This is a genomic window from Flavobacterium xanthum (genome assembly GCF_900142695.1).
Taxonomy (GTDB): domain Bacteria; phylum Bacteroidota; class Bacteroidia; order Flavobacteriales; family Flavobacteriaceae; genus Flavobacterium; species Flavobacterium xanthum.
This window is the reverse complement of record NZ_FRBU01000070.1, coordinates 1-6,499: the sequence shown is the minus strand read 5'-3', so window position 1 is coordinate 6,499 and position 6,499 is coordinate 1. Positions and strand designations below refer to the sequence as shown.

6 protein-coding genes and 1 pseudogene are annotated in these 6,499 nt (G+C 31.4%); 6 read left to right on the top strand and 1 reads right to left on the bottom strand.

Translation table 11 applies throughout. The annotated features are described in order from the left end of the window. On the top strand, positions 1-311 hold a 311-nt coding region (locus BUC11_RS16095), incomplete at its 5' end, for an IS66 family transposase (protein ID WP_139259424.1). 60 nt (positions 312-371) lie between these two features. On the opposite strand, the pseudogene BUC11_RS16690 reads toward BUC11_RS16095, so the two are convergent. Next, positions 372-581 (bottom strand): annotated as a pseudogene (locus tag BUC11_RS16690) (transposase); the annotation flags it as partial. A 394-nt stretch (positions 582-975) separates the two neighbouring features. Between BUC11_RS16690 and BUC11_RS16685 the strand changes: the two are divergent. From BUC11_RS16685 to BUC11_RS16060, 5 genes are all read left to right on the top strand, one after another. Next, the gene (locus tag BUC11_RS16685) at positions 976-1,569 is read left to right on the top strand and encodes a hypothetical protein (protein ID WP_084129736.1); all 594 of its coding nucleotides are present in this window, start codon (positions 976-978) and stop codon (positions 1,567-1,569) included. 401 nt (positions 1,570-1,970) lie between these two features. Beyond that, positions 1,971-3,047 (top strand): AmmeMemoRadiSam system protein B, encoded by a 1,077-nt coding sequence (gene amrB / locus BUC11_RS16075; RefSeq protein ID WP_073355699.1) that lies wholly within the window; start codon positions 1,971-1,973, stop codon positions 3,045-3,047. Positions 3,048-3,274: 227 nt separating this feature from the next. Then, positions 3,275-4,123, top strand: a complete 849-nt coding sequence (locus BUC11_RS16070) for a helix-turn-helix transcriptional regulator (protein ID WP_139259546.1) — start codon at positions 3,275-3,277, stop codon at positions 4,121-4,123. 58 nt (positions 4,124-4,181) lie between these two features. Beyond that, complete coding sequence (locus tag BUC11_RS16065) at positions 4,182-5,759, top strand: S41 family peptidase (RefSeq protein WP_073355696.1); 1,578 nt, start codon at positions 4,182-4,184, stop codon at positions 5,757-5,759. A 159-nt stretch (positions 5,760-5,918) separates the two neighbouring features. Then, positions 5,919-6,452: a hypothetical protein gene (locus BUC11_RS16060; RefSeq protein ID WP_073355694.1), complete on the top strand. Its 534-nt coding sequence runs from the start codon at positions 5,919-5,921 to the stop codon at positions 6,450-6,452. Positions 6,453-6,499: the final 47 nt, after the last annotated feature.

The following is a 6,499-nucleotide window of genomic DNA, read 5'->3' as shown; positions in this document are numbered from 1 at the left end:
CTCAAACAAGATGGGATAATTTATCGGCATACCTATTAGATGGTAACTTGCAAATAGATAATAATCTGGTGGAAAATGCAATCAGACCAGTGGCCCTGGGTAGAAAGAATTATCTTTTTGCCGGATCGCACGATGCTGCTCAAAGAGCGGCTATGGCCTATACCTTTTTTTCTAACTGCAAAAAGCATAACGTAAATCCTTTTGAGTGGCTAAAATATACCCTTGAGAATATCCAATCTATAAACCACAAGAATATTAAAGACCTGTATCCCCACAATTACAAGCAGCTAGCGGAATCTAAACCATTGTAAAATTACGCTCCTATCATTAATCTTATTGAACTAAACAATATGTAGTTGCTCGGGTGGATACCGTTTCCAAGTGCTACTCAAAAAACCATAATGACGTATTTTTACAAAGCGTTTGGGCAAAATATGCAACGCAAACCTTCGAATAAATTCCTCGTGAGTGAGCATCATTTGTTTCTTGAACCCGTTTTGACGGTAATCTTTCTAGGTAAAAGTTACGTTTTGATTGTCAATGCTTTGGATGCGGTTGTTGCTAATGGCAATCTTATCAGTTTGTTGCTCAATGGCGTAATTAAACGGTCCCAATGCCTCAGGAGGATTTTTATTATATCATGACTAAAAAAACTATCAAACACGCTTCTGCTGATGTTGGATTGATTTTTACAGCCTACAACTTGCGCCGAATATTTAACTTAGTTGAACAAAATTTACTAAAACAGTACCTAAGAGTATTGGCCTCTTTTTTAAAGCTCTTAATCGCTCTTTTTAACCCTTTTTACGGCTTCAAATTATTTGCGATCAACTACAGACGATTTTATAAAATCCCTTTTTATTGTACGACAAATCAATTATATTTACAAAATAGTTAGTGCGTTTTAGAAACTTTTAAGGTTTTTAGACCAACCGATTTTACCAATAAGGCCTTACGAAATCATAAACAATTAACATGAAAAAAGTCATTCTCGGAATTATCACAATTTTGTCACTTTCAACATATTCACAAAACAGATATGAACTTCTTGACGGAGGAAAAGAAAAATTATTTCTTTCAGATTCAATTTCAAAAATGGCTCAAAGTGGATTCATATCAAATCAGCCAATTGTTGTACTTGATGGAAAACCGTTTCGGTATCAAGATTTAAAAAAACAAAAATTACCATTATCAAAGATTGCTATTGAAAAAATTATAGCAATTGATAAACAAAAAGGAATTAATATTTATGGGAGTTTTGGAGAAGCAGGTGTTTTAATAATTACAACCTTAAAAACAAAAGTATTTTTATTAGAAAATGAAGACGAAGCACAATATTATTTAGTTGATAAAATCAAAGCTGCTTTTAATGAAAGTCAATTAGCAGATTCTCCACTAATTGCTATTGACGGAGTTCCTTTTAAATACAACAAAACCCATAACACGATAGTTTTACCGCTAAAAAGAGAACTTATATACGATATTAATTTTTTGAATAAAAACAGTAGTAATGTAATCTACGGAAAAGATGAAATTTACGGCGCGGTTATAATAACTACCCAAAAATAAAAAGAATAAGCCCTGCTGTAAACAGTTGAGGATTCGTTACGTTCGCATAACGGACAATGAATCCGGGGCTGAGTCTTCTACGGCGAACAGTGGAACCACTTGATAATCAGTTAATTTTATGGAGTTATCGTAAACGTATAACAAGCCCCTAAAACTAAAGGGATCAAGAAGCAATCACGCCTCTTTTTTTGCAGTAGAAGGACATTGATTTTTATATTTACTTTTTCTTAGAAATAATAAAAGGCCTTTTTATGAAGACTGATTTTTTTTAGTAAAGTACCCTTCTTAGTCTTAACATTAAACGAAAGTAAAGCGGGCTTTCGAGACAAATTGTAAAAAACGGATATTACCTCTCTATCAAAAATTATTTTTTAGTCTAAATTGTTTAAAATAAATTTTATATGCGACTACTAATTATTTTTATCTGTGTGTGTTGTTTCAGTTGTAAAATTGAAAAAAATGTAAAAAACGTAGTGCCAGACCTAGCACTAGAAAAAAAAGTTAGGCCTGTGCATGGTACGATTGGTTTTACAAAATACAATTGGCAATTAGATTCTATTTATCACCGTTTAGGTATTAAGGATTCTAAAAATAATAGGCAATGGAAAGCAGCTATAAGTCCACATGACGATTATAAATACGCTGGACGTTTGTATTACGAATCGCTTAAAGGAATAAAGGCCAACGCGATTATCTTAATTGGTGTTGCACATCGCGCTCGAAATTTTAATCTTCAAGACAAAATCATCTTTGGAGATTTTACACATTGGAAATCGCCTTATGGTGATTTAAAGGTGTCTGATTTAAATGCTGAAATTATGGAGCGACTTCCAAAATATTCCTACCTAGTTCATAACGATATGCAGGAGTTAGAACATTCATTAGAAGCTATTGTACCTTTTTTACATCGCAAAAACAAGAACCTAGAAATTATCCCAATACTTGTCCCTTATATAAATTATGAAACGATTGATAGTATTAGTACTGCTCTTTCTAATGTTGTATCAAAAATTTTAAAAGAAAAGCATCTTAAATACGGCAAAGATGTTGCAGTTGTCATTTCTAACGATGCTGTGCATTATGGTAATGAAGAGTGGAGTGGCGATTTAGCCCCTTTTGGAGTTGATGATGAAGGCACTAAAAAAGCCAGAGCTTTAGATATGGAGATTATTGAAAAGTGTTTAATACAAGAAATTAGTCCTGAAAAAATAAAAACATTTACAGAATATACCGTGCAAAAGAAGGATTATACAGCATATAAATGGGTTTGGTGTGGTCGCTATGCTGTGCCTTTTGGAGTGAGTTTTGCAAATAAATTAAATCAGGCATTATATAACAAACCTTTGATAGGGACTTTTTTAGATTATGCATCAAGTGTAGATCATGATCTTATAAAAGTGGAAGATTTAGGTATGGGAACTACAGCTATAGCTACTCAAAAACACTGGGTCGGATATGCGAGTATAAAATATGAATAGGTATATCATACTTGATGGTGAAGACATAAATTATTGATAACAGGCGATTTTACTTTTGCTTACCTAAAGTACCATCTTAGAAAATCAATTAATTACAAACAAACCTATATAAAAGCAAGAGGAGAAATCAACGAAAGTTTTTTCATAACTTGTCCCGCCCAAGCGGGAGACTGCCATTAAATGCCATTTTATTAAGACCGAACAAAATCAGCCACTTAAAGCAAAAAATGAAATCTATAATCATAAAACCTAAAAATGAGCTACTGAAAAAATATGTGCAATATTTTCTGTTTTTTAAAAAGACGGATAGTACTATTTTGAATTACACTACTTTTCCTAACAACAATCTGTGTCTTAGCATTTACAAGCAAAATAAAATTGATTACTTAAACCATTCAAAAGCGAACAATTGTATTATTACTCAAGGAAATAAAAACTTTGTCAGTAGACTTTATGGATTTCATAAAATGCCTTTTCAGGTTGACATTAATTCTTGTCTTGACCAAGTTTGTATTATCTTCTATCCATCTGCTCTACGAACATTCACTAATGAATCCTATACTGATTTGATGAATTCTGATTCTGTTTTTGAAGCTATTTTTTCAAATAAAAATGCTTTTCTGTTAGAACAAATTTTTGAAGAAGATAATTTTGTAAAAAGAAGTGAAAAGCTAGAATCATTGCTTTTAAGAAATTTAAAAAATGAAATACCCGATAAACTGAAAGAAGGATTGCATTTTATCTCAAAATATAATACGGAGAATATAACCGTTGAAACGCTTTCTGAAAAACTTAAAGTAAGTGACAGCTCATTATTCCGTTTATTCAAAAATAATTTAGGGCAAAACCCAAAATCATACCTAAAAACAATCCGATTTAGAACGATTCTGGATGAAATTATGAATGGGCAACATTCACCTACTGAAGTAGATTACCTCAATCAATATTACGACCAAGCGCACTTCATCAATGATTTCAAAACCTATACAGGCTATTCTCCAAAAAAATTAATCGACCAAGTTTCTATTCAACAAAATGACTTGACTTGGATTTATAATAAAATGAATAGTGAATGATTTTTACAATTTTAGACACTAACTATTGATTTCATTTGTACTCTAAAAATAAAGTACAATGAAACAGTTTTTTGCCATTAGTCTAATTTGTTTATTAATTGCTTGCTCTACTTCTAAGCAATCCATTCCTATATTAGAAACTCTTCCTAAATTAACCTATCAACAGATGTTAGAAGATCACGATACGTTAGTCTCTAACATAAAGCAAACAAGTCCAATGATCTATTTCAATAAAGAAGTTAGAGGAATAGACTTTACACAACATGCAACAAGCCTTAGAAAGCAAATCAATCCTAAGACCACCACAAAACAATTCCTTCAAATAGTAAACAAAACACTTTTTGCTGCACAAGATGGACATACAGGAATGTTAGGTCCTTCTGGACTTGATGAAATGAAAAAATATGGGATTCCATTGGGAGCTGTAAGAGGTATCGATAGTACAGATGCAGAAAACAGTTATAAGTACTACGATTATTTAAAAAACGAAGTGTACGCAAAATTAGATTTGAATCTGAATTATACAAATGGTGAGTATTACAACTTGTTACCATTCTCGTATAAAGGAAAAAACTATCCTGCGGCAATGAAACTTATCAGTTGTAACGGAATTGAAATCCACCAATTTGTAAAAAGTCTCACCGAATCAGCTTCTCCTCTGCGTTGGGATAGAATAAACAACAAAACGTATAAAGAAGATTTTTACCGTTATTCTGAAATCTATAAAAACAATAAACTAAAATTGGTATTTCAAGATAAAGGTTTTGACGAACACAAATTAAATATTGTAAAGAATGATACAGTAACTTTTTTACAAAAAAAGAATTGGAAATACGCTTACAATGGACCAAAGGATACCGTGACAACACACTATTTTGAGAAACAAGGCATTTTTTATGCTAAACTACCCAGAATGGACGTACAATTAGGCGATTCCATAAATCAACGTTTAGGAGCTGTCATAAACAAACACAAAATAAATGCAGTTGTACTGGATATACGAGGAAATGGCGGAGGATATGACCAAACGTATAATAACGCTTTAAAGTCAATAGTTAAGGATACATTGCGACAAAACGTAGTATTAGGAATAAATTGGAGTCCGTACACGCGTACGTATTATGAATATAATCGCGATTCAATACAAAAAGAACCGCTATTTACTTTTAAAGTGGATGTTCCTACTTTAAAAGAACCTGAAATGTTTTATATAAAAATAACGCAAGCTGCTGTAGTACCTGATAGTATTAAATATCCTTTTGAAGGTAAAGTTTATATTTTACAAGACAGGTATATTTTTTCCGCATCAAGTAATCTGTCCAATTTAGCAAAAAATAGTGAACAGTTAATTAGTATAGGAGAAACACCAGACCTATTAGGTGGAATGCAAAGAAGCCCTTTTGTTATGATGTTAACTAATAGTAAAGTTATTTTTAGAGTAGAGCCACAAATTGATTTTACAGACAACAAAACGGTTGCAGATACCTTTAAAAACAATGTAGAATACCCTATTCAATACTCCATTGATAATTTATATTTACGTACTACTACAAAAGAAAATGTATTCGGAAAAGAGTTTCTTTTAAACGATGACCCTATGTTTAAAAAAGTATTGGAGTTAGAAAATTCAAAATAAAGAAGTAGGAAATTAACAAATCCTAAAAAATAGTTATCGAAAGTGGATTGATCTAAAAAAATTTAAATACTATTGAATTTATATTCAAAACTGATACTTGGATTTTCCACTTTGAAAAAGTCATATTCCATTAATAGCATTTTATTAAAATTACTCAAAATGAAAAAGAATTTAGTAGTTGCTTTCATACTCTTCTCTATACCAAGTTTTGCCCAGAAATTGAAATTGAGTGACACGATTTCACTGACTATTAACGAGCATAATACCATTTTTATAAAAGCTGTTTTTAACGAAAAAGACACTTTAAACTTAAATTTTGACACCGGAACAACCGAATTGATTTTAATAAATGATGTTTTAAAGAATACACTTAAATCTACAACGGAACTTTATAGCACCTTTTATCATTTAAAAATTGGAAAAACAATTTACAAAACAAAAGTTTACGATGCTGAATTAGCAGGACATGGAACAGATGGGAGATTTGGCTGGGACTTTTTTAAAGGAAAAGTTGTAGAACTCAATTATGACAATAATTCGATGATTATTCATTCAGAATTACCTAATTACGTAAAATTAGATAGCAAATTCACTACACTCAAAATGGAATTTTGGAAAGATTTGTTTTTTGTTTCGAGTGAAATTTATGCTGCGACCTATTCGCGATGCAACTTTTTTAGAAACTTAAGATAGTTTTTTAAGTTTTCATTTCTATTTTCTAGGCTAAAATCGGAAATAAC